Here is a 22,171-nt window from a genome sequence, read left to right as displayed (position 1 = left end):
AGACACATTCAACCCGCTCGCGGGTGAAGTATCTCCAGTTCCTCTGGTCGATCCCTATAATTCCGATGTTTTTACTCGTGTTTAAATTATAGGCTGTTACCGATGGATTTGTCAATGGTTTTTCAAACTACAATATGCGCGCCGTGAACATCGATCTGGCCACGCGGGCGCCTTTGGCCACAATCTCCATGTCGATCTTGCAAAAGCGACGGCTCATCTCGATGATCGACGGCACGATCCGTATTTCGTCATCGATTTGCAGCGGGATCAAAAAATAGCTCGATGAGCTGTCCAAAATCAGATCGCCCTTTTTCTGCTCCTGCACCGTCCGGTAGGCCGCCCTGATCATCAGCGTCGTCAATATCCCTTCGGACACCATGCCTTCGTAGTTCGTCATTTGCGGCGTTACGGTGCCTTGAAAATAAAGCTTGCCCTCCTCGTCCCGCAGCTCGTCGATGCCCGCGTATATTTGCACCTCGAACGTCTCGGCGTTCTGCGGCTGGCGCTGCATGTACTGCATTGCCTTCATCACGTCTTTGCGGGAAATGATCCCGATCATTTTGCGCTCCGCATCGATCACCGGCAGCAGCTCGATGCCCTCCCACACCATCATATGTCCGGCGGACGCCACCGAAGTTTTCAGGCTGATCATGAGCGGATTCGGCGTCATCAGCGATTCGACCGTTTGGCCCGGCTTCGCTCCCATAATGTCCTTGGTCGTGATCATCCCGATCGGCACCCGGTTTTCGTCCAGCACCGGATAGCGGGTGTGCGTCGTTTCCTCCACCAGCTTTTGCATATCTTTGACCGTGTTTTCCGGCCTGAGCGAATACACCGGTTCGTCGACGTGCACAATGTCCTCCACGCTCAAAATCTTTTTCTTGATCAGCCGGTCTTCCATGGCGCGGTTGATCATGGTCGCAACCGTAAACGTATCGAAGGAACTCCCGATAATCGGCAGTTCCAGTTCGTCGGCCAGCTGCTTCACCTCCGGGGTCGTATCGAACCCGCCGGTAATCAGCACGCCGGCGCCCTGGCTCAAGGCGCACATGTGCGCCTGCACGCGATTGCCGACGATCAGCAAATTGCCTGCTTCGATATATTTCAGCATCGCTTCAAGCTGCATCGCGCCGATCACGAACTTGTTCAGCGATTTGTGGATGCCCGCCGAGCCGCCGAGCACGACGCCTTCGACGACGCGTACGATCTCCGCGAACGTCAGCTTATCGATCTGCGGCTCCTCTTTCTTTTCCATGCGGATCGTGCCGATGCGCCTTTTGGTGCTGACAAGCCCGCCGTTTTCCGCATCCTTGATCGCCCTGTAAGCGGTTCCTTCGCTGACGTCAAGGTCCTGCGCAATTTGCCGCACCGATATTTTCGCGCCGACAGGCAGCGACTCAATGTATTTGGTAATTTGCTCGTGCTTTGTGTGAAGCTCCGAATGCCCCGTACTCATTGCCGCACCTCGCTGGTTGTTATATAACATTGAGAACATTATATTACACGAAATAAAAAAAAGACAGACGCCCCGTCATCGAGGAGTCTGTCCGCTGAAACAAATAGAAGTTATATATGCAAAAAGCAACTCCGTCCCCACACTCCAAGGCGCTGCCGCCGCTTTAAAACGAAACATCCGCAAATCCGCTACCCCCGCAGGCCGGACACATATTCGGCCATAGCAGCAAATCTTTGCCGCATGCAATGGGCTTGATTTCCGCTTGCTGCTGCCGTGTATCCGCCGAACCATCTTTCTCCTCCAAATATCCATAACCTTGACCTTGACTTTGACCTTGACAAGCCGGGCATTCCATCATTATCCCTCCAGTAAAATGTTATACGCTACACTTGCGCCAAACCTTGCCGCTTACTGAAGCAGGATCGCAACTCGTTTGGCGGGGCGCCGCTCGACCTCGGCAGCCGTTGAAAATGAGCGCCGGCACATGCTGCGGCCCCGCGCGGGCGTTGGCGAAGCGGCCGCTGAGCGGCTCGGCTTCACGTTAAACGGCAACTGGCTACGCGCCGGCTCACTTAGAGCAGCCTCCGGCACGAAAGCCTGCAAAAGTGCAGGCTTTTTCGACGAGAGCGGCTCGTTTGCCGGAAAAGCCTGCGATTGTGCAGGAATTCCCCGCCATGATGGCCCAGAGCCGCAATATGTCCCGAAATGCCTGCACATTTGCAGGTATTTTCCGAAATCAGGCCTTCCGGGAGCAAAAAGATGCACTTTTGCAGGTTTTTCGTGCACGGTTGGATTTGCTTGTTAGCTTTCGGTTAAAAGTACCGCTGTTTAGCGCCGCCAATTATTATGGTATCGCTTTCAAATGCGGCATACAAAGCCAAACAGACCGGAGAAAGCGGATAAAACGCCGTTTCCCCGCATTCGTCGTGCTCCGTGCGGTCAGTGTTCTTTTGCTGCCGTTCCCCGTAGTAGTCAAACATTCGCTTGCCTGCCAATTTCCCAAATCGAGCATCCGTCGACGCCGCCAAACTTTTCATAAACTGCCTCTCCCTTCAATCGCCACTCACAATTATAATAATACATTAATCAATATTTGTTTATATTATATAACTAAATAAAATTATTATACAACATTTATTTAACAAACTTTATTTTATATTAATAAAAACGGGCATAAAGCTGCTCTAATAAAACGCGCGCAGTGCTCACGACAAAAAATAGGCGCAATGCTGCTCAAATAAAACACGTAACAGTGTTCACGACAACAAGCAGGCACAGTACAACACAAAAAAACAGGAGACGCCCCCGCCTCCCCGAGGCAGTGCATCTCCTGCTTTTATCCTTTTAACGACCCGGCCATGACCCCGGCGACGAAATGCCGCTGCAGCAGCAAAAACATAACGACCATCGGCGCGGCCGTAATGACGACTCCCGTCAGCAGCATCGGATAGTTCGTGACGTACTCGCCCCGGAACTGCAGCATCGCCAGCGGAAGCGTCAGCTTCGACTTGCCGTTCAGCAGCAGCATCGGAATGAGCAGGTCGTTCCACACCATGACAAAAAGAAATGTCGCCGTAGCCGCCAGCGACGGCGCGGACAGCGGCAGCGCAATGCGCCGGTAAAGCGTCCATTCGCCCGCCCCGTCGATGCTCCCCGCCTCCATTATTTCTTTGCCGAGAAGCTGCATGAATCCGCGCAGCATAAATACGGATAAAGGCATCAGCATCGCGGTGGAAACGAGGATCAGTCCGACTAAGGTGTCCGACCAGCCCATTTTATGGGCCAGCGCGTAGATCGGCAGCATGTTGACCTGCGACGGCACGATCAGTCCGGCCACGAACAGGGCGAAAATCGCAGTGCCGATTTTGCCGCCGAGCCGGAATATCGCGTACGCGATCAAGCTGGCCAAAACGAGCTCCAGCAGCACCGTCCCCAAGGTCACGAAAGCGCTGTTCAAAAAGTACCGGCCGAGCGGCTGAGTCTTGAACATCGACGCGAAATTGTCCAAAGTAAGAGGCGCGGGCCAACCGAGCGGCTTGGCGAAAAAGTTTTGCGTCGTTTTGAAAGACGACATCAATACGAAGTACACAGGGGCGGCAATAAGCGCCGCATAGACGAGCAGTACGGCGCGGCCGAACCATTTTATGAGCATGGCGGGATCTTCCTCTTCACTTAATACGAAACCCGGTCCGCACGCAGCGCTTTAAACTGCAAAGCCGTCAGCGCGGACAGCAAAATCAGAAACAGAACCGACCCTGCGGATGCGGGCCCGAAAGCATAACCGGCAAACGCGGAGTGATAAATATACGTCGTCAAAATTTCCGTCGCATAGTTCGGCCCCCCGTCCGTCATCGTAAAAATGAGGTCAAAAGCTTTAAACGACTGAATCGTTGTATAGGCGACCACGATCGTCGCCGAAGGCGCCAGCAGCGGCCATGTGACACGGCGGAACACCTGCCACCTGCCGCCGCCGTCCATCCGGGCCGCTTCGTACAGCTCCTCCGGGATGCCGTGCAGACCGGCAACGAATACGATCATCATCTGCCCCGCATGCGCCCATACCTGCACCGCCGCAATCGAGTACAGGGCGATATGAACGCCTCCCGTCCAATTCTGGCTCCATGCGCCGAGCCCCGACTCCTGCAGCGCCACATTGATAAGCCCTATCGAGGGATCGTACATAAAAGACCAGATGAGGCCGACCGAGACGGACGAAAGAATCGCCGGAAAGAAATACAAAGCCCGGAGAAACACGTTTATTTTGCCGTTTTTCGCGAGCAGCAGCGCAAGAACCAGCGAAAGCGCGGTCTGGCAGACGACGACGGCCAGCATGAATTTGACGTTGTTGAGCAGCGCTTTTTGGAACACGATGCTGTGCAGCGTATCCGCATAATTGCTCAGGCCGACAAGGCGATAGGACGGCGACACGCCGTCCCAATCGGTGAAGGAGTACAACAATCCCGTAACTGTCGGCCAGGCGAAAAGCGCCGCATAGAGCAGTGTGCCGGGAAGCAGAAACAGCCACAGCGTGTAACGGCCCCGCTTCATCTTATTTACCGATGTGCTGATCGACAATGGCCTGCGCTTCCTTAGCCGCATCTTGTGGCGATTTGCCGCCGAGCACCGCTTGAATGGAATTGGTCACAGCCTTTTGATTGTCCGCATTCGTAATCGTAAAGCGCGGCTGGAAAAGCGTTTTTTTGCCGGCCCACCCGGTGGCGACCTGAAGCTCCGGACTGGAGTATTGAACGTCCTTGACCGTCACATTTTGCCCGGTTTCATTGGCGTATTGCCCGGCGATCTCTTTTTTGCTCAAAAATTCCACGAACTTCTTCGCTTCCTGCGGGTGTTTCGATTTGCTGTTCACGGCCAGCATAAACGTGCTCGTATGAATGCCTTCAAATTTGGCCTGGTCGGCCGGCACGGTGATTCGGAGCGAGCAGCTTTTGCTCCAGATTCGGGTTTTGCTTTTTGTTTTGCGCAAGCTGATAGGAGCCGCTGGCCAAAATCGCCGCTTTTTCCTGGATGAACAGCGCGCCGGCAGCCGCATCCTTCGTGCCCAGCGCGTTAGGCTGGAAGTAGCCTTTGTCGCTTAGTTCCTTAAACTGGCTGAGCGTCTTCACCCACCAATCGTCCGTAAGCTTCGCCTGCCCGGCTTCCACTTTGGTGAAAATGTCCGTGCTCGGCTCGTTGTTCATCACCATCGCGTTCATGAACTGCCCGGGTCCGATATCCGCTCCGGCAAAGGCGATCGGGATGATTCCTTTGGATTTGAGCGTTTCGCAAAGCGCCAGGAAGCCTTCCCAGTCTTTGGGCGGGGTCAGGTTATATTTTTCAAACAGTTTTACATTGTAGATGGGATCGTTGTATACGAGCTGATACGGCACTGCAAGCTGTTTGCCGTCTTTTTTGCCTGCCTCGACAAGCGGTTCGTTGAAGCTCGCCAGCCACTTTTCGCCGGATAAATCCGTAAAAAGCCCCGCTTTCGCCAACGCCTGGAACTGCGCCCCAGGAAAAGACGTAAATACGTCGCCCACAGAGCCGTCCGCCAATTTGGCCTGCGCGGTCGACTGGTACTGGTCGGAAGGCATCGTCTGCATCTCAACCTTGATGTTCGGATTTTCCTGCTGGAACTTGTCGATGATGCCGTTCAGCGAATTGACATCCTCGCCGCGCCAATGGATGAAGCTGATCGTCACCGGCTTGCCGGAAGGAGCCGCCGATGCGGCCGCCGGACCGGGAGAACCGCTGCCTCCCGCAGCAGCCGGGGATGACTGCGATGTGCCCGCGCTGCCGCAAGCCGTTAAAGCGGCCGCAAGCACAAGCGAAGCGATCGTCGTGCCAAACTGTCTATGTTTCATGGATAATGCCCCCTTGATCTTGTCATTGTTATCGGTTTACGTATGATGCGCGGTTTTTTGCCGCCATTTTTCCCGGAATACCGGCAGCACTTCCCTGCCGAAGTTTTCCGCTTCCTCCAGGTGAGGGTAGCCGGACAAAATAAACGTGGACACGCCAAGCTCGGCGTATTCAATCAAGCGGTCAGCCACCTGCTCGCCGGTGCCGACGATGAGAATGGCTCCGCCCGAGCGGACGAGCGACAAGCCCGTCCACAGATTCGGCCCGACGACGAAACGTTCGTTCTTGGAAAGCTCGCGCAGCTCGTTCTGCCTCCGCTGGTTCGTCGCATCGGTTTGGGCGAAAGCCTCCTGCGCCTTGCGCGACGCCTCCGGCGACACTTTGCTGATGGACTCCCACGCCGCCGCCCACGCTTCCTCCTCGGTGTCGCGAATCAGCACTTGCGCCCTAAGCCCGTAGCGCAGCTGTCTGTCGATGCCGCTTTCCTCGCGGTATGCGGCCCGGATCGCTTCGATTTCGCGGATCTGCTCTCCGATCCAATCGTGCGGCTCCCCCCACATGAGATACGTATCGGCGTATTCGACCGCCGCCCTTTTGGCAATCGGCGAGCTGCCTCCCAGGTAAAAGGGCGGATGCGGCTTTTGCACCGTTTGCGGCGAACTGACGGGGCGGTTAAAGCGGTAGTACTTGCCTTGAAAAGGAGCCTGAGCAACCCGGGCATCGCCGGTGTCCGCACCGTGTTCCGCAAATTCCGAGGCCGCCAGACCGTCGGAATGCGTCCAGGCCTGGCGCATGACCTCCATATACTCGCCGGCCCGGACGTACCGCTCGTCATGTTCATGCGCCAGCGGATCGCCGAGCTCCTCCAGATCCTGCACCGAGCTGCCGGTGACGACGTTGATCATCGCCCGGCCGCCGGACAGTACATCCAGCGCCGCCGCCATGCGCGCCGCCAGCACGGGCGCTACGAGCCCCGGGCGCACCGCGACAAGCGGGCGCAGCGTCCGCGTATGGCTCATTACGGCGGAGCCGACCACCCAGGCGTCCAGACAAGCGCCCCCCGTCGGAATTAAAGCAAACTCAAAGCCGGACCGTTCCGCCGTTTGCGCTACCTGAATCAAATAATCGATCGTCGCTTCCCGCTCGGGGGCGACACCCACGTACCGGCCGTCTCCGGACGTCGGCAAAAACCAGCCGAATTGAATATCGTCATGAATGCTCATCTCAGGCTCTCCTGTCGAATGGATTATTTTAATTATTCCTATGCACTTAATTGGATATAAAGTCGATAAAAACGACAATGAGCGCTCATTGCCGGTTCTCCAGCTGTCTGGTCGATACCCCACAAACTTAGTGGGATTTATTCGTATTTGTATCATAGCAGTGATATTCCTCACAGGTCAATGTCATTTCGCGTTCTTCTTTATTTGTCATTTTGTGGGTTCCATCGTGTATAATCAAAATAATCGTTTCTCATTCGAAAAAGAAAACATGGTAAAAAGAGGTGTGCCGCATGAGAGTCCCAATGCGCGAGGATCATCATGAATATTTGGAAATCTACTTTTTTACGCCTTCCGAATTCGAAAAATCCGGCTCCGCCTGGCCGATCCGCCTCGGGCACAACATCGCCAAGCCGAACTATCATATCGGGCCCAGGACGACTCCCTACTATTATCTGATCTTCGTCTTGGACGGCCAGGGCACGTTCATTCAAAACAACCAAACGTACCGGCTCGGCAAAAACGATGTGTTTTGCTTGTTCCCGCAAGTGACCCACGAATATTTCACCGATGCCGACGACCCGCTGCGCAAAATTTTTGTCGCCTTCGACGGCCAACAAGCGCTTCATCTGCTGGAACGCGCCGGGCTCAGACCGCAATCGCCGCACATTTCCGGCATGTCCACCGGGAAAGCGATCGAGCTGATGCGGGAATTTATCCGTCTGGTCAGCGGCCCGGAACACAGCCATTCGGACATGGCAAGACTTATTCAGTTTCTGCGCGTATTCGATGAACTTGCCGGACGCGCCTCCCCTGCCGCTGCCGGCGACAGCCGTCCGGTGTCCTGGGTGCAAAAAGGGCTCGAATACATGCAGATCCATTACGCGGAAGGCATCACGGTCGAGCGCGTCTCCGAGTACGTCGGCGTGGAGCGCACGCATTTTACCAAACAGTTCACCAAAACGTTCGGCATCACGCCGATCCGCTACATCCAGCAGCTGAAAATGGAAGAAGCCAAGCTGCTGCTGGCGCAAACCGCCTATACGCTGACGGAAATCGCGCAGTCCGTAGGCTACCCCGACCTGTTCTCGTTCTCGAAAGCGTTCAAAAAGTTCACCGGCGTATCGCCCAAGCTTTACCGGCAGCGGCAATAACCGGAGAGGCTGTAAACGGAACGCGCAAAAGCCGGGGCATGCGAAAAAACCGGGCACCTTTTGGGATCGGCGGCCCGGCCCGGTAAATTGAAACCAAAAAACCGCCCGGAAAAGGCGATTAATTCAATTTCTCACTTAGTCGATTTACAATTCCCCCCACCACTAACCTTCGATTGGGAATATGTGGAAAATATGCGATAGTCAGCCTGTTGAATAACCCCCACGTTAGAGGAAATAGCTTTAAACTGTCCGGCTGTACGCAGAAAACCTGCAAAAATACATGAATTTGCGGCCTTGATCACTGTCCACGAACAATTCCTGCAAAAGTGCAGGCTTTTCCAGCGAACGCATGGACTTATACTTACTTTCAGCGAAAATTCCTGCACTTTTGCATGTTTTTCACCAAAATGGGCCAATTCCAGAAGAAAAACCTGCACTTTCGCAGGTTTTCTTCCTAGCAAGTGGTCGACCGACCGCCGTCATTCAGCTTTCGCACCGCGCGCTGGGAGCTGCGCGCGGTGCGAAAGCTGCTTCCTGCCCAGTTGTGCAGCTCCACGACCTGAACCGGGGGAGGCGCGCGCCCAGAAGCCTCCCCTAGCCCTCACAGAATGTCGCAAGCGCAGCTATTTCATATTTTGCAAAAGCTGAACGCGGTACGCCTCGCTTTCCAGCCCCTGGATTTCCTTGTACTCTTCCTCCGTCAACCGTCTCGGCTGACCGACCGATTTGGCGATCAGGTACACCTTCGCGCTCTCTTCCATCACCTCGGTGCGGTAGTACGCTTCGCGCAAGTTTTTGCCCGTTGTCACGAGCCCGTGGTTGTTGAGCAAAATCGCGCAGTAGGCGTCGGCTTTGGCCGCCACCAGATTCGCCAGCTTATCCGTCGTCGGCACGACGTAGGGGACAAAAGCGACATCCCCTACAAGCGCCGCCTGGTCGGGAAACAGCATCGGCAGCTCGTTGTCGACGAGCGTCAGGGCAATGCAGTAAGCCGGATGCGTGTGCACGATCGCCCGGATGTCCGGGTTCGCCCGGTAGCAAAACAGGTGCAGCAGCACCTCGGAAGAAGGGCGGAACGAAGCGTCCAAAATGTCCCCTGTCGCAATGTTGACCGGCACCCACTGCTCCGGTTCGATATCTTCGAGCGCGAAGCCGCTGGGCGAGAGGTACATCACATCCTCGTACCTTGCGCTGATGTTGCCGCCCGGCCCGACGACCAGCCCTTTGGCCACGCTTTTGCGCGCATATTTCGTTAGTTCTTCTCTCGTCTTCCTCTCTGACATGTCGCCTCAGCTCCTTCGCGCTTTCTGTTCGATAACCCGCCTGTAAGTCTCGTAAGCGTCCTGCCACTCATCCTGATGCTGCGGAACAAACGTCTCCGGAGGAAACGAATCCAGCACGACCTGCCGGATGTCCTCCAGGCTGCGCACCTCGCCGTGCGCTTTGGCCTGCATCATGACGTTGCCGATGGCCGTAGCTTCAACCGGACCCGCGATGACCGTTTTCCCGGTAATATCGGCGGTTAGCCGGCAAAGCAGGCGGTTCTGAATGCCTCCGCCGACGATATGAATGCAGGTCGGCTTCCTGCCGGTGAGCAGCTCGAGTTCATCCAGCGTCTGCCTGAACTTCATGGCCAAGCTTTCGACGACGCAGCGGATCAGCTCGGGCTTCGTTTGCGGCACGGTCTGCGCGGTTTGCGCGCAAAAGCTGCGGATGCGGTCCGACATGCCGCCCGGGGCGAGAAATACCGGGTCCTCGGGGTCGACGTAGCTTTGCCGTCCGCGCTCCCGCTTCGCCATTTCCTGCATCTCGGCGTAGGTGAGCGGCTCGCCCTCCTGCTCCCACTGCCTTCTGCATTCCTGCAGCAGCCAGAGGCCCATGATGTTTTTGAGCAGGCGGATTTTCCCTTCCGCTCCGCCCTCGTTGGTGAAGCCGAGGCGCAAACTGTCCGCGGTTAAAATCGGCTCGTCGATTTCCACGCCCATGAGCGACCAGGTGCCGCAGCTTATAAAAGCGTAGCTGTCCTGCAGCGACGGAATCGACACGACGGCCGACGCCGTATCGTGGGAAGCGGTCGCAACGACGGGGAACGGCGTCAGCTGCAATTCTTCGGCGATCTCCTTGCGCAAAGCTCCTTCGGGCGTGCCCGGCATCACGATGTGCGCCAGCAGGGAGACGGGAATCCCCAACCGCCCCAGCAATTCTTCATCCCATTGTCTGCGCACGGGGTCCAGCAGCCCGGTCGTGCTGGCGATCGTGTACTCCGCAGAACGCTCGCCGGATAAAAAAAAGCGGAACAAATCCGGCATGAGCAGCAGCTTGACGCCATCCTCCCGGGCAGCGGGCGAGCGCTCCTTCGACCAGGCGTACAGCTGAAAAATCGTAATAAATGATAACGGCTGAATGCCTGTTCGCCGGTAAAGCTCCGCAGCGGGCAGGACGGGCAGCAGCTCCTCCATCGCCCGTTGATTGCGCGCATCCCTGTAATGGTAAGGGTTCCCAAACAACCTGCCCTTGCCGTCCACGAACCCGTAATCGACACCCCACGTATCTACGGCGATCGACGCCGGACTGCCGGAGGCGTGCTGCTTGAAAGCATGAATCCCTTTTTTACATTCGTGAAAAAGCCGGAGAAAATCCCAGTACAGGCTGCCCCCGAGCTGTACCGGCTCATTAGCGAAGCGGTGAATGTCTTCGACGCTCAGCTTCGCGCCGTCCCACCGCCCCAAAATCGTCCTGCCGCTGCCGGCGCCGAAATCGACGGCCAGCATATTCAAGCTTTGGTTCCCCATCGAAGCTCACCTCGTTATTTGTACAGCGGCCCGAATGTGCTGCAAGCCCGGAAATCGGCGCTTTCCTTGTCAAGCGTGCCGAAGCTGCTCCATACGCGCGGGCGGAAAATGCGCTTCTCGGCCACATTGTGCATCGAGACGGGAATGCGCAAAATGGCGGCCAGCGTGATCAGATCGGCGCCGATATGCCCGAAGCTGATCGCTCCATGGTTCGAGCCCCAGTTGTCCATCACCGAGTACACATCCGTGAACGAGCCGCTGCCGGTCAAAATCGGCGCAAACCACGTCGTCGGCCACGTCGAATCGGTGCGCAGGTCGAGCGTGTCGTGCACGTCCTCCGGCAGTTCGACCGTATAGCCTTCCGCCAGTTGAAGCACCGGCCCGAGTCCCTTGACCAGATTGATCCGGGACATCGTCACAGGCATGCCCCCGCGGGTCAGGAAATCCGTCGAGTAGCCGCCGCCGCGGAAATATTCGACGGCCGCAGGCCGCCACGACGTAGCTTGCAGGCAGCGCTCCGTTTCCTCGTCGGTAATTTCCCAGTAAGGCTTCATCGCCGGCTTGCCGTCCCGCGACTGCTCGCCCGTTCCGTCCAGCGCGGCAGGGCCGGAGTTGATCAAATGCAGGATGCCGTCCTTCGCGGCGCCCGTCAGCGTATGCCCGGTCACGCGCTTCACCGCGTCGGGACTCCAGTACGTTCTGACGTCGGCGAAAATTTGCGCCGTGTTCGTCAGCAAATGGCCGAACAGCATCGCCACGCCGTTCAGGCTGTCATTTTCCGTCGCGACCAAATAAGGCGCGCGCTTGCCGTTCCAGTCAAACGACGTGTTCAGCACCGCTTCGAGAAAGTCGCCGTTCGGGAAGTGGTCGGTCCACTGGCGCTGGCCTTGGAAGCCGGACAAAATCGCGTTATGTCCGAGCGCCTCTTCGCCGAACCCAAGCCCCGCCAGCTTCGGATTGCCGGCCATCAGGTCGCGGACGATCAGCGTCATTTTCACGATGGTTTCCCAGTCGCGGTCTTTTTTCTCGCGGGTCGTGCGAATTTCGGGCGGGTTGTTGTCCGGGCCTTCCTTGCAGTTTTCTTTGACCCAGCTCAGCGCAAGCTCATACTCCTGCGGGTCGAAAATCTCTTCATCGATGCGGCGCACGAGCTCCGACATATCGACATATTCGTTGCGCATGCCGAGATAATTCTGGAACAGCTCCTCGTTCACGATGGAGCCGGCGATGCCCATCGATACGGAGCCGACGGACAAATACGATTTGCCCTTCATGTACGCGGCCGCAAGGCCCGCCCTGGCAAATCGGATCAGCTTTTCCCGCACGTCCTGCGGAATATCCGTCGTGCCGGCGTCCTGCACGTCCTCGCCATAGATGCCGAACGCGGGAATGCCTTTCTGCGCATGGCCGGACAGCACCGCGGCCAAATAAACCGCGCCCGGGCGCTCGGTGCCGTTGAAGCCCCAGATCGCTTTCGGCGTCGACGGGTCCATGTCCATCGTCTCCGTGCCGTAGCACCAGCAGGGCGTCACGGTGATGGACACGCCGACTCCGCTCCTGGCGAACTTCTCCGCTGCCGCCGCAGCCTCGGCGACGCCGCCGATGCACGTATCGGCGATGACGCATTCCACAGGCTCGCCGTTCGGATATTTCAGCGTCTCGCCGAGCAGCGCTGCAACCGCTTTCGCCATATTCATCGTCTGAGCCTCCAGCGATTCGCGCACCCCTTTTCTTCTGCCGTCAATCGTCGGCCTGATGCCGATTTTCGGAAAACCTTGCCTCCATCTGTAATCCGGGTTTGCATGTGCCATACTTGCAGCCTCCTTTAGAGTTACCGATAATCCTAATCAATCGGAAATAACGCCTTTTCTCAAAATAATGTTCGCATATAAAGCGCTTTCGCTTGTAGCCGCAATCGCATACGCCTGCTTCGCCCGCTCATAGAACGCGAAGCGCTCCACCTGCTCCACAGCCGGCGGCGCGTGCCTGCCGATGATCTCCCGGTACGCGTCCCAGATCGGCGTTTCCACTTGGTCGCCCGGAACAACCTGCATGAGCGCTACCGGGTACTCGCTGTACGTATCGAGCGGGAACAAGGCGAGAATCGCCTCCAGCAGCTCGGGAACTCCGTGGCCGTCGCAGCGCAGCAGCCGCTTCGCATGGCTGGCCGCGGGAAAATTCCCGTCCGCGATCACAATTTCGTCTCCATGCCCCATCTCCATCAACACTTTGAGCAGTTCGGGAGAAAGGATGGAAGGTATACCTTTTAACATATTCGACGCCTCCTCAATTCATTCATGTTACCGATAACTCAAAATTAGCAGCGAAACGGCTTGCTGTCAATGGTTTTCTTTTATACAATAGACGAATAGTATGCGACGGAAAGGTGACTGCACTTGATTACAATCTATGATATCGCGGAAAAAGCAGGCGTATCCGCCATGACGGTTTCGAGAGTTATCAATAACTCCGGGAGAATTAGCGAAGCGACGAGAAAACGGGTGCGCAAAGTCATGGATGAGCTGAACTACATTCCGAATTCGATGGCGCGCAGCCTCGTTTTGCAAAAGACCAAAATTTTATCGCTGCTCATTACGGATATTACCAATCCCTTCTATACGACGATCGCCCGCGGGGCCGAGGATGCCGCCAAACGGTCGGGCTACAAGCTGCTGTTCGGCAACAGTGACGAGGATTACGCCAAAGAAAAAGATTACGTGGACATGATTTTGTCCACAAGGGTCGACGGCGTGCTGTTTGCGCCCACGGGAGACCGCTCGCTTGAACATTTGCGGCAGCTGCAAAAACATCGCATCCCCTTCGTCATTCTCGACCGGGAGGTGCCCGGCATCGAAGCGGACATCGTTCTCGGCGACAGCAAGGAAGGCGCCAGAAAGCTGGTCGAGCACCTGCTCGCGCTGGGGCATCGCCGCATCGCCCTGATTAACGGCTCGCCGGACGTGTCCACGGCCCGGCTGCGGTACGCCGGTTATAAGGAGGCGCACGCCTTAAACGGCATTCCGCTGGACGAGACGCTCGTCGTCCATGTCAATTACCGCGATTTTCAGGACGAAAGCGCGCTCGATTTCCTGCTCAGGCAGCCGTCGCCGCCGACCGCCATATTTGCGGCGAACAATTTGCTCGCCGTCGGCGCGATCAAGTCGCTGCGGGAACGCGGCTTCCGGGTGCCGGACGACATCTCCGTCTGCTGCTTCGACGACTTCGGCCGGGCGGACGCGATCAATCCGTTCCTGACGGTCGCATCGCAGCCGGCGTATCAGTTCGGCTCCATGGGCATGCAGCTGCTGATCGAGCGCATCGAGAACGAATCCGTCCTCGCGAACCGAAAAATTATGCTTCCGTCCGAAATGCTCATCCGCGCTTCGACCCGCCCCCCGAAGGCTTGAGCGAATGGCCGGCAGCACGCATGAAAAAGCCGCCGGATCATGTTCAATCATCCGGCGGCTTCATTTATTTGGACGAACTTCGTATAGTCAATTCAAAACGCATAGATCGTTACAAGTATGACTGCTCCCACGATCCAGCAATAATAAGCAAATGGCCTCATCGCCTGAATTTCATGTTTTTTAACCCATTTCATTAGAGCCCAGACGGCCAGCAGAGCAAACACCCCCGACAGGATGCCGCCGATGATCGACATTCCGAGCAGGCCGTGCATGCCCGACTTTAGTTTCGGCACTTCCAATATGCTTGCGCCAACGATAACCGGAGTCGCCAAAAGCATCGAAAAACGCGCGGAAGCCTCGTGCTTGAGCCCCATCCAAAAGCCGGCAATCATACTGGACCCGGATCTCGAAAAACCGGGAACAAGCGCTAACGACTGGAACAATCCGATCACAAAGGCTTGTCCTGCGCTCAAATCTTCGATCTCTTTGCTTCCCTTCCCCGACATTTTCTCTCCGAGATAAAGCAGGACGCCGTTGACGATAAGAAAAATCGCCGCACTGGTGACGCTGCTGAAAAGGTGTCTCAACGTTTTTTCAAGCAGCAGGCCGATTACGGCTGCAGGCACCGTTCCAACGATGACGAGCAAAAGAGTCTTTTTGAACCGGGAAGGTCCTCCCGAAAATAACGATTTCAGCATGTGGATCCAGTCACGGCTGAAAAAGAGAAGCAGCGCCACAGCCGTTCCCAAATGCAGCATAACGACATAAGGCAAAAAATGTTCCTTCAAAAATTCGGGATCCAGATTCCAGCGAAACACATACGGGGTCAAGACTCCATGCGCTACGCTGCTGACCGGAAACAGTTCGGTAATTCCTTGAATAATAGCAAAAATGACGGTTTGAAAAAAATCCATGCTTCCTCTCCTCTTACCCGTATTTAACTTGCGGTCACCTGCGAATGCATGCCGGCTTCTCTTCGCCTTCGATTGTTATCCCGGGATATGCTTAGCAAAATGCCGACGCTTGCCATGCACAAAATCAGGGACGAGCCGCCATAGCTGATAAAGGGAAGCGGAACGCCCGTAACCGGCAGACTGCCTGTAACGGCCCCAAGATTGAGACAAAATTGAATAAATATCATCGCTACCAATCCTATACCCAGCAAAATTCCAAACGGATCGTCGCTTTGAACTGCGGTAATAAAACAGCGCCAGAAAAAAATAAAAAATACGATCAAAAGCAGCGTCGTGCCGACAAGCCCCAATTCCTCGCCGATAACGGCAAAAATAAAATCCGTGTGCGCTTCCGGCAAATAGAACTGCTTCTGGATGCTTAGCCCGAGTCCCGTTCCCGTAAGCCCGCCATGACCTAAAGCGTAAAGCGACTGAATGAGCTGATACCCGGAATCGGACTGGTTATCGAACGGATTTAAGAAAGAGTTGAGCCGCTTCAGCCGATAGCTTTTGCTGCCGGCCAGGTAAACAAAGACCGGCACGAGCCCCAGAGCAAGCACAAAAAGATGGCGCAATGCGATGCCGCCGGCCACAATAATCGTACCTGCAATAGAAGCCAAAATTAGCGCGGTGCCGAAATCAGGCTGCTTCATGACAAGAATCAGAACCAGACTAACCATAATGAGTATGGGGAGCAGCCCTTTTATGAACGACTTGACCTTCTCTCCCTTTCTGCTGATTAAAGCCGATACGTACACGCAGACGGCCAATTTGGTAAATTCAGTCGGTTGAAAATTAAGACCTCCCATAACGAACCATCTTTTCGCGCCGTTAATGTTCGTTCCCCCGATTAATACGAGCACAAGCAGGATCAACGAAACAAGCAGCATATAAGGTCCGGCTTTTTTCCATATTGAAAAAGGAAGGCTCATACAAACAAGCATGATGAATAATCCTGCGGCGGCGAAAATACCTTGTTTCGAAGCGTAGTACCAGGCGCTCTCTTGCATCAAGGCAGCTTTGGGCGAACTGGCGCTGAATATCATAACAAGACCGAAGCCGACCAGCACGACGGTTGAAAATAGAAGCAGAAAATCCGGACGCCCCCGCAATGTGCCTTTCAATTCGCAAACCCCCTAATTCACCGGGCATATGTCACATGTTTCCGGGGATTTTATCCAATTGCAACTTTCCCTGATACCGCTGCTTGCTCCACAATTCCAATGTATTGTTTTTCCATTCATAAATATCAAGCCCATTCTCGCCTGCGCCCATGGACCATCCGAGCATAATCTCGGGTCGTCCGTCTTTCGTAACGTCCGAAAACCCGACATAATCCAGGCCGTAACCGAACCCTTTCGTATCCCAGACGATGCGCCACTCATTATTGCGCTGTTTCAACAACGCCGCCTTTAGTATTTTGTCGTTAACGACGTTCTCTTCGTATACGACCACAGCTTCATCGATCCCGTCTCCGTCCACATCTCCGAATGTAACGCGTTCGCGGTCATTCGGGTGTTCCGAGGCTAACAGCCGGGCTCCGTCAGGCAGCAAGGTTCGAAGCATCGCACTGAAACTGTCTTTTGCGGCATTCGCTTCCGAGACCGGGGATTGAATGACATCCACGGGAGCGGCAGGCATCCCGCATCCGCTGATCCACAACAGCGAAGCTGCAGCAAGCAATGTACAAATCCGTCTGCTAAACATCATCTTATTTGGCTCCCTGCCTGTCATTGTACGACTTTATTTTATATTTTTGCGGAACATAAAAGGTTATGAAAAAGTTAAAATTTTTCCTTTTCACTTTGGGAGATAAATGTCGACTTTCGTTCCCATTCCCGGCCGGCTGCTTATTTTCATTTCCCCGCGATGCAATCGGACGATCTGATCGGCAATCGATAATCCCAGACCGCTTCCGGCAGCATGCCGGTTTCCTTTGTAAAACTTTTGGAAAACATTCGCCAAATCGTGCTCCGCAATACCTGCCCCCGTATCTTCCACAGTAATGACGATCTGTTCCTGGGCTGAGGAAACGCGCATTGTAATGACACCGCCGGGCTCCGTAAATTTCAGCGAGTTGTCCAACAAGTTGATCAGCACTTGCTTCAACCGATTTTCGTCGGCTTGAATGAGCGGAAGCGTATCGTCGGCATGCACTTCCAGCGAGATGCTCTGCCTGGCGGCTCTTGGGGCGAGCTGTTTTCCTAAATGCCGCAGCAGTTCCGGGATATGGAGCGGGGTACAGTGCAGCAAAATTCGTCCGTTATCCAATTTGGAAAAATCAAGCAATTCGTCGACAAGCCGAGTTAACCTGTCCGTCTCCGTCTCGATAATTTCGAGCCCTTCTTGAAGCATGTTCCTGTCTTCACCTGGCGTCGAATTCAAGATGACGACCCAGCCTTTGATGGACGTCAGCGGCGTTCGAAGCTCATGCGATACCGATGAAATGAAGTCGTTTTTGAGCTGCTCGTTTTGCCCTATTTTTGCCGCCATCGAATTGAATGTGTCCGCCAGCGTCCCCAGCTCGTCCCGGTACCGTTTGCGGGCCCGGACGGTAAAATCGCCTTCGGCCATTTGTTCGGCCGCCAGCTTCAGCTCGGTTATGGAGCCGGTAATGGTTCTCGACAGGGGGATGCCCAGAAAGGCGACAATGGCTACGACGATAAAACCGACGGAAATAAAGACGGCGGAAATTTGCTTGACCGCTTCCGCCGTTTCGGTTAAAGAGGTCACGAACCTGACCGCCCCTACGGTAGCATCCTTCGTCTGCAAAGGGTACGATACGGCTAGTATCGCTTCATGCGTGGACGGCTCATATCCCCTCCAGGTTCCTGCCTTTCCGCTGCACGCTTCTTTCACATCCGGGTACCCGATTATATTTTCGCCTATGTGTTGTCCCGTTGAGTCTTGCAGCAGTTGACCGGACGAACCGATAATCTGGACTTGAGCGGATGAATGGTGGGCAAATCCGCTGAGCAGCCTTTCCGATTGCTGCGCTAAATCCTCGCCTGCAAAATATTGATGAAAAAAAGAAGCGGACAGTTCCGCTTGCTTTGACAGGATGCGTTCCACATTGTGATAATAGTAATAATTGACCAAAGCAATCAGAAAAAATTCCAGAATTGCAACTGTAATCAAAATGACGGCGAGGTAACTGCCTACAAGCCTTTTTTGGATGCCCAACCGTTCAAACCTCCTTTCGCCACCTGTACCCGAGCCCCCACACCGTTTCGATCAGCCGGGGGCTGGAGCAATCGTCTTCAATTTTTTCCCTGAGCTTTCGGACGTGGACATCGACGGTTTTCGTATCGCCCACAAAATCTTCCCCCCAAATCAGGTTCAACAGCTCATTTCTGGACAATGCTTTATCGGGGTTTTGCAAAAATGCTTTGAGCATTTGAAATTCCTTCGGTGTCGCTTCAATGGGACAACCGTCTTTGAATAACTTGTTGGCATCCAGATCAAGCCGGATTGAGCCTGATTGGAGTATTTTTCTATGCGGCGGTCCCGCCGATTTTCGGGTGCGGCGCAATACCGTTTTGATTCTTGCTGCTAGCTCCAGCGGATTAAAAGGTTTGACGACGTAATCGTCGGCCCCCAGCTCAAGACCTTTGATCTTGTCCAAATCCTGTGTCCTTGCAGTCAAAAAAACGATAGCGATGTCCGGGTCGATTTCTCTTAGTTTTTTGCAAAATTCAAAACCGTCCGTATCCGGCAGCATGATGTCCAGCACGACGACGTCGGGCCGGCTTGCGGCAAGGCTTCTCATAGCCATTTCTCCCGATGCGGCTTCGGCGACCTGAAACCCGGATCTGTCCAAATGAATCGCCACAAAACGCCGGATATGGTCATCGTCTTCAACGATAAGCACTTCGTTTCGGTATACGGCTTCCATCACTGTCTCCTCCAAACCCGATAAATGGACTATATAAACACAAAAAAGCTCTCCCTGAAAAGAGAGAGCTCCGGGCAGCTATCATTAGAGCATTATGCACCACACTTGGATATTACTATCGATACTTGGCGTTGTCAATATTCACTTGGAAAATCCGGAGATTCGGCGGCACTTCTGTCATATCCGGCATGGGCTCACGTACAATAAATAAATACGGGCACTCTTATGCGCATCAGCCGAAAAAGGAGCCGAAAGCAATCAGCAGCAGCAAGAATCCGCTCAAAATCGTGCCGAACTGGCCGACGGTGAACTTGCCGATGCGAATCCCGGCCACTTTTCGGCCAAGCGCGACGCCGAACCAGACCGTAACGAAGCTGCCGATTGCGGCCGTTATGGAAATAGCCAGCGGAGATAGGCCCAGCAGCCCTGCTCCCAATCCGTTCGTAACGGCATTCGCGGAGAGCGCCACCCCCAGAATCACTGCCTCGCCGATGCCGATTTCGCCGGATCGATCGATGTCCGCCTTTTCGGGATTTTTCAAAATCGTTTGTATCGAGCTTGCGCCGGAAACTTCCTCATCGGAATCCTCGGACAGGCGCTGCCCTTTACGCGGTACCGCCAGCAAAATGATGCGAATTCCGATAATAATCATAAGAAATGCGCCAACCAGAACCGGCAGCAGCCCGGGAAGAATTCGGGAAAGCCAGTGGCCGGCCAAAATTCCGGTCATACTGAACAAAAAACAAATGACGGCTATAACGGTGTTCGCCATATGCCGGATGCGGATACCGCGAACCCCGTAAGAAATGCCGACGCCCAAATTGTCCAGACTCGATGAAATCGCAAAACCCAAGATCAAAAGCCCTGCTGTCATAGTCGTTCCACTCCTCAACACTGTTTACAGTTAGCGTATTGATCAACCTGCAAAAAAGTGCTTTTCCAAATCAAAATGTGTTGAGATTATTTCAACATCGCTCAAAAGGAGTGAGGATATCGGATGACTGATAACCATTTGGAACGACCGGAGCCGTCTCTGGGCAGCACACTCACCTCATTGCTGAAGGCGCGTTCCTATTCCATGCGCAAGCTAAGCGCGCTGACCGGGATCGATACGGCCACCATTTCGCGGATTATTAACGGAAAACAAAAGGCGAAGCTCGACCATCTGGAAACGTTCGCTTTCCATCTCGGCGTGCCGACTGCAGAGCTTTTTCAAGCCGCCGGGTTCGATATCGGCATCCCGCAGGTCGAGCGACATTCGGATATTTTTGCATCCGTAAGCAATATTCAAAAAATTTTGCAGTCGTCCAACTTAATCGACACCCAGTTTACTGAAGAGCTCGTCCGCAAAGAGCTGAGCAAATATGAGAAATATGCCCTGACGGAGGAAGGAAAACAAATCATCGTCGAAGATTTCCCCGAAAAGGTTGCAAGCGTCAACGGCGCCGGACCGTTCATCGACGAGCTGAAGCAGATGTACCGCCTCTTTTGCGAGGAAGAGACTTTGCCGGAAAAGCGCGCTATCGTCGGCAGCGCCTTGCTTTATTTCGTTTTGTCGGCCGACATTATCCCGGACTACGTCTTTCCTCTGGGCTATTTGGACGACGCCATCGCGGTGCAATTAGTGCTCGACCGGCTCAACGACTCCAAAAGCGAGCGCCACTCCGACGAATGAGCCGAACGGCGCGGTCGCTTGCTTGCGACCGACCGCCGTCATGCAGCGAAAACACCGCGCGCCGGGAGCTGCGCGCGGTGCGGCACGGGCCCCCGCGCAGAAAGCCGCTCCCGGATGCTCGCGTCCGGGGGGACATTCCTGCAATTGCGCAGGCTGCTTAGAAACCCACATGCCGGAACCTGGCGTACAATTTGCCCGGTTGCGCGAAGAAAACCTGCAAAAACAAAAATGCAGGGTTTGCTCGGTTGATACGCTGGCTGCGCAATATTCCTGCAATTGTGCAGACCTTCTCTCTGAACCGGCCGCTTCCGTCAAGAATGCTGCACTTTTGCAAGCTGCCCGGAAACCCACTTGCCTGAGCCTGGCGCGCAATTTGCCTTGTTGCGCGAAGAAAACCTGCAAAAGTGCAGGCTTTCCTCGGTTGATACGCCGGCTGCGCAATATTCCTGCAATTGTGCAGGCTTTTCGCCGCGAACATGGGCTCTGGCTCAATTTCTTCGAAAATTCCTGCACAATCGCAGGCTTTTCGCCAAAATGAACCATTTTTACAGAAAAAGCCTGCACTTTCGCAGGTTTCTTCCCTGCCAAGTCGCCTTGTGTCCCCCACTTCAACACAGTAACTCGTCAGGAGACAGCTGCGAGGAGAGGCATGACTATTTCAGCTACTCATCCCGTACAGGTGAGGTGTCACCTACTTCCAGCTACTCATCCCGTACAGGTGAGGGGTCGCCTACTTCAGCTATACGCATCCCGTACAGGAGAGATGTCAACTACTTCAGCTACTTATCTCGAACAGGTGGGGGGTCGCCTACTTCAGCTATACGCATCCCGTACAGGAGAGGTGTCACTTACTTCAGCTACTCATCCCGTACAGGAGAGGTGTCACCTATTTCAGCTACTCATCCCGTACAGGAGAGGTGTCCCCCTCCGGTTCCTCTATCCCGTCACTCTATCAACCATCTGATAGTTACAAGTTTTCTACACGTTAATAAGGATGTGCCTCTCCAATCATGTACGTTTTTCTCGACAGCCTGCACCAACCTTAAAATAACTAGCGATGTACTAATTTCGGCTTCATGGGTGCCGCCCAGCGGCATGAGAGGCTTTCGCATGTGAGTGCAGACGGCCGTCGGAGGACGGGGTCGTGCGAGCCAAGCAGCCGACTAGTCATGCAGTCCCTCACCTCATACATACGCGCACCGCAAGCTCATGGCGGCGGTCGACCGGCTGCGCCTCATTAGCCGGGCGTACCTAAAAAGG

General features: G+C 54.8%; 19 protein-coding genes and 1 pseudogene. 4 read left to right on the top strand and 16 right to left on the bottom strand.

The genetic code is table 11. The features are described 5' to 3' along the window. Positions 1-127: 127 nt before the first annotated feature. The gene (locus AC0LWT_RS21605; protein ID WP_474683340.1) at positions 128-1,456 is read right to left on the bottom strand and encodes a DRTGG domain-containing protein; all 1,329 of its coding nucleotides are present in this window, start codon (positions 1,454-1,456) and stop codon (positions 128-130) included. A 635-nt stretch (positions 1,457-2,091) separates the two neighbouring features. Here AC0LWT_RS21605 and AC0LWT_RS21600 point away from each other — a divergent pair. Continuing rightward, positions 2,092-2,574 (top strand): hypothetical protein, encoded by a 483-nt coding sequence (locus AC0LWT_RS21600; protein ID WP_474683339.1) that lies wholly within the window; start codon positions 2,092-2,094, stop codon positions 2,572-2,574. Positions 2,575-2,792: 218 nt separating this feature from the next. Here the strand turns inward: AC0LWT_RS21600 and AC0LWT_RS21595 are convergent, their stop codons facing one another. The 4 genes and pseudogenes from AC0LWT_RS21595 to AC0LWT_RS21580 form a co-directional block, all read right to left on the bottom strand. After that, a complete protein-coding gene (locus AC0LWT_RS21595) occupies positions 2,793-3,608 on the bottom strand; it encodes a carbohydrate ABC transporter permease (protein WP_474683338.1) in 816 nt (271 codons plus the stop codon). Between the two features lie 20 nt (positions 3,609-3,628). Further along, complete coding sequence (locus AC0LWT_RS21590) at positions 3,629-4,504, bottom strand: carbohydrate ABC transporter permease (RefSeq protein WP_474683460.1); 876 nt, start codon at positions 4,502-4,504, stop codon at positions 3,629-3,631. 1 nt (position 4,505) lies between these two features. Further along, positions 4,506-5,817, bottom strand: a pseudogene (locus AC0LWT_RS21585) (ABC transporter substrate-binding protein). Positions 5,818-5,853: 36 nt separating this feature from the next. Beyond that, entirely contained in the window at positions 5,854-7,038 is a 1,185-nt protein-coding gene (locus AC0LWT_RS21580; RefSeq protein WP_474683337.1) for an LLM class flavin-dependent oxidoreductase, read from the bottom strand. Between the two features lie 290 nt (positions 7,039-7,328). Here AC0LWT_RS21580 and AC0LWT_RS21575 point away from each other — a divergent pair, with 290 nt between their 5' ends. Continuing rightward, on the top strand, positions 7,329-8,189 hold the full coding sequence (locus tag AC0LWT_RS21575) for an AraC family transcriptional regulator (protein WP_474683336.1): 861 nt from the start codon (positions 7,329-7,331) through the stop codon (positions 8,187-8,189). Positions 8,190-8,812: 623 nt separating this feature from the next. Here the strand turns inward: AC0LWT_RS21575 and AC0LWT_RS21570 are convergent. From AC0LWT_RS21570 to fucU, 4 genes are read right to left on the bottom strand one after another with little or no spacing between them, the layout of a single operon-like run. Beyond that, positions 8,813-9,472 carry a class II aldolase/adducin family protein gene (locus tag AC0LWT_RS21570; protein WP_474683335.1) on the bottom strand — a complete coding sequence of 220 codons (660 nt, stop codon included), beginning with the start codon at positions 9,470-9,472 and terminating at the stop codon, positions 8,813-8,815. 6 nt (positions 9,473-9,478) lie between these two features. After that, positions 9,479-10,981, bottom strand: coding sequence for a rhamnulokinase (locus tag AC0LWT_RS21565; RefSeq protein ID WP_474683334.1), 1,503 nt, complete (start codon positions 10,979-10,981; stop codon positions 9,479-9,481). A 14-nt stretch (positions 10,982-10,995) separates the two neighbouring features. Next, positions 10,996-12,792, bottom strand: a complete 1,797-nt coding sequence (locus AC0LWT_RS21560) for an L-fucose isomerase (protein WP_474683333.1) — start codon at positions 12,790-12,792, stop codon at positions 10,996-10,998. 36 nt (positions 12,793-12,828) lie between these two features. Further along, positions 12,829-13,254 carry an L-fucose mutarotase gene (gene fucU / locus AC0LWT_RS21555; RefSeq protein ID WP_474683332.1) on the bottom strand — a complete coding sequence of 142 codons (426 nt, stop codon included), beginning with the start codon at positions 13,252-13,254 and terminating at the stop codon, positions 12,829-12,831. A gap of 123 nt (positions 13,255-13,377) precedes the next feature. On the opposite strand from fucU, the gene AC0LWT_RS21550 reads away from it, so the two are divergent. Next, entirely contained in the window at positions 13,378-14,388 is a 1,011-nt protein-coding gene (locus AC0LWT_RS21550; protein ID WP_474683331.1) for a LacI family DNA-binding transcriptional regulator, read from the top strand. 92 nt (positions 14,389-14,480) lie between these two features. Here the strand turns inward: AC0LWT_RS21550 and AC0LWT_RS21545 are convergent, their stop codons facing one another. The 6 genes from AC0LWT_RS21545 to ytaF all read right to left on the bottom strand — a co-directional run bounded on the left by AC0LWT_RS21545 (position 14,481) and on the right by ytaF (position 20,110). Further along, positions 14,481-15,302 (bottom strand): undecaprenyl-diphosphate phosphatase, encoded by an 822-nt coding sequence (locus tag AC0LWT_RS21545; RefSeq protein WP_474683330.1) that lies wholly within the window; start codon positions 15,300-15,302, stop codon positions 14,481-14,483. Between the two features lie 23 nt (positions 15,303-15,325). After that, on the bottom strand, positions 15,326-16,465 hold the full coding sequence (gene ftsW / locus AC0LWT_RS21540) for a putative lipid II flippase FtsW (protein WP_474683329.1): 1,140 nt from the start codon (positions 16,463-16,465) through the stop codon (positions 15,326-15,328). Between the two features lie 31 nt (positions 16,466-16,496). Further along, positions 16,497-17,051, bottom strand: coding sequence for a hypothetical protein (locus AC0LWT_RS21535; protein ID WP_474683328.1), 555 nt, complete (start codon positions 17,049-17,051; stop codon positions 16,497-16,499). Between the two features lie 90 nt (positions 17,052-17,141). Then, on the bottom strand, positions 17,142-18,524 hold the full coding sequence (locus AC0LWT_RS21530) for a sensor histidine kinase (RefSeq protein WP_474683327.1): 1,383 nt from the start codon (positions 18,522-18,524) through the stop codon (positions 17,142-17,144). Positions 18,525-18,528: 4 nt separating this feature from the next. Next, on the bottom strand, positions 18,529-19,236 hold the full coding sequence (locus AC0LWT_RS21525) for a response regulator transcription factor (RefSeq protein ID WP_474683326.1): 708 nt from the start codon (positions 19,234-19,236) through the stop codon (positions 18,529-18,531). 232 nt (positions 19,237-19,468) lie between these two features. After that, complete coding sequence (gene ytaF, locus AC0LWT_RS21520) at positions 19,469-20,110, bottom strand: sporulation membrane protein YtaF (RefSeq protein ID WP_474683325.1); 642 nt, start codon at positions 20,108-20,110, stop codon at positions 19,469-19,471. Between the two features lie 123 nt (positions 20,111-20,233). On the opposite strand from ytaF, the gene AC0LWT_RS21515 reads away from it, so the two are divergent. Continuing rightward, entirely contained in the window at positions 20,234-20,911 is a 678-nt protein-coding gene (locus AC0LWT_RS21515; protein WP_474683324.1) for a DUF1232 domain-containing protein, read from the top strand. Here AC0LWT_RS21515 and AC0LWT_RS21510 read toward each other — a convergent pair. Continuing rightward, on the bottom strand, positions 20,858-21,499 hold the full coding sequence (locus AC0LWT_RS21510; RefSeq protein ID WP_474683323.1) for a hypothetical protein: 642 nt from the start codon (positions 21,497-21,499) through the stop codon (positions 20,858-20,860). The two genes, AC0LWT_RS21515 and AC0LWT_RS21510, sit on opposite strands and share 54 nt — an antisense overlap. Between the last annotated feature and the right edge of the window lie 672 nt (positions 21,500-22,171).

It is taken from the genome of Paenibacillus sp. sgz302164, assembly GCF_056120505.1.
The sequence above is the reverse complement of the archived record's forward strand: the minus strand, read 5'-3'. Positions and strand labels throughout refer to the sequence as shown.

Bases quoted from the DNA above. Each gene is read 5' to 3' on its own strand.
- AC0LWT_RS21605 (WP_474683340.1), bottom strand. From the start codon at position 1,456: ATGAGTACGGGGCATTCGGAGCTTCACACAAAGCACGAGCAAATTACC.
- AC0LWT_RS21595 (WP_474683338.1), bottom strand. From the start codon at position 3,608: ATGCTCATAAAATGGTTCGGCCGCGCCGTACTGCTCGTCTATGCGGCG.
- AC0LWT_RS21590 (WP_474683460.1), bottom strand. From the start codon at position 4,504: ATGAAGCGGGGCCGTTACACGCTGTGGCTGTTTCTGCTTCCCGGCACA.
- AC0LWT_RS21580 (WP_474683337.1), bottom strand. From the start codon at position 7,038: ATGAGCATTCATGACGATATTCAATTCGGCTGGTTTTTGCCGACGTCC.
- AC0LWT_RS21575 (WP_474683336.1), top strand. From the start codon at position 7,329: ATGAGAGTCCCAATGCGCGAGGATCATCATGAATATTTGGAAATCTAC.
- AC0LWT_RS21570 (WP_474683335.1), bottom strand. From the start codon at position 9,472: ATGTCAGAGAGGAAGACGAGAGAAGAACTAACGAAATATGCGCGCAAA.
- AC0LWT_RS21565 (WP_474683334.1), bottom strand. From the start codon at position 10,981: ATGGGGAACCAAAGCTTGAATATGCTGGCCGTCGATTTCGGCGCCGGC.
- AC0LWT_RS21560 (WP_474683333.1), bottom strand. From the start codon at position 12,792: ATGGCACATGCAAACCCGGATTACAGATGGAGGCAAGGTTTTCCGAAA.
- fucU (WP_474683332.1), bottom strand. From the start codon at position 13,254: ATGTTAAAAGGTATACCTTCCATCCTTTCTCCCGAACTGCTCAAAGTG.
- AC0LWT_RS21545 (WP_474683330.1), bottom strand. From the start codon at position 15,302: ATGGATTTTTTTCAAACCGTCATTTTTGCTATTATTCAAGGAATTACC.
- AC0LWT_RS21535 (WP_474683328.1), bottom strand. From the start codon at position 17,051: ATGATGTTTAGCAGACGGATTTGTACATTGCTTGCTGCAGCTTCGCTG.
- AC0LWT_RS21525 (WP_474683326.1), bottom strand. From the start codon at position 19,236: ATGGAAGCCGTATACCGAAACGAAGTGCTTATCGTTGAAGACGATGAC.
- ytaF (WP_474683325.1), bottom strand. From the start codon at position 20,110: ATGACAGCAGGGCTTTTGATCTTGGGTTTTGCGATTTCATCGAGTCTG.
- AC0LWT_RS21515 (WP_474683324.1), top strand. From the start codon at position 20,234: ATGACTGATAACCATTTGGAACGACCGGAGCCGTCTCTGGGCAGCACA.